Source organism: Citrobacter sp. TBCS-14 (assembly GCF_005280805.1).
Classification (GTDB): domain Bacteria; phylum Pseudomonadota; class Gammaproteobacteria; order Enterobacterales; family Enterobacteriaceae; genus Citrobacter; species Citrobacter gillenii.
On sequence record NZ_SZWM01000078.1, the window covers coordinates 1 to 509 of the forward strand.

At 52.8% G+C, this 509-nt stretch carries 1 pseudogene; it reads left to right on the forward strand.

What is annotated here, in order from left to right:
* Positions 1-453: pseudogene (gene upp, locus FDX22_RS00435) on the forward strand (uracil phosphoribosyltransferase); the annotation flags it as partial.
* Positions 454-509: the final 56 nt, after the last annotated feature.

A 509-nucleotide genomic window follows, 5' to 3' on the forward strand; every position in this document is an offset into this window, starting at 1 on the left:
AGGTAAAAAAATCACCGTTGTGCCAATCCTGCGTGCGGGCCTGGGCATGATGGAAGGTGTTCTGGAAAACGTTCCGAGCGCACGTATCAGCGTGGTCGGTATGTACCGTAATGAAGAGACGCTGGAGCCGGTTCCGTNGAAGAGACGCTGGAGCCGGTACCGTACTTCCAGAAACTGGTGTCTAACATTGACGAGCGCATGGCGCTGATCGTTGACCCGATGCTGGCCACCGGTGGTTCCGTTATTGCTACCATCGACCTGCTGAAAAACGCGGGCTGCAGCAGCATTAAAGTGCTGGTGCTGGTTGCTGCGCCAGAAGGTATCGCTGCGCTGGAAAAAGCGCACCCGGATGTTGAGCTGTATACCGCATCTATCGACCAGGGGCTGAACGAGCACGGATACATTATTCCGGGGCTCGGCGATGCCGGCGATAAGATTTTTGGTACCAAGTAAACGAATAAGTGAAAAGAAGCCGACTTTAAGAGTCGGCTTTTTTTTGAATAAAACAA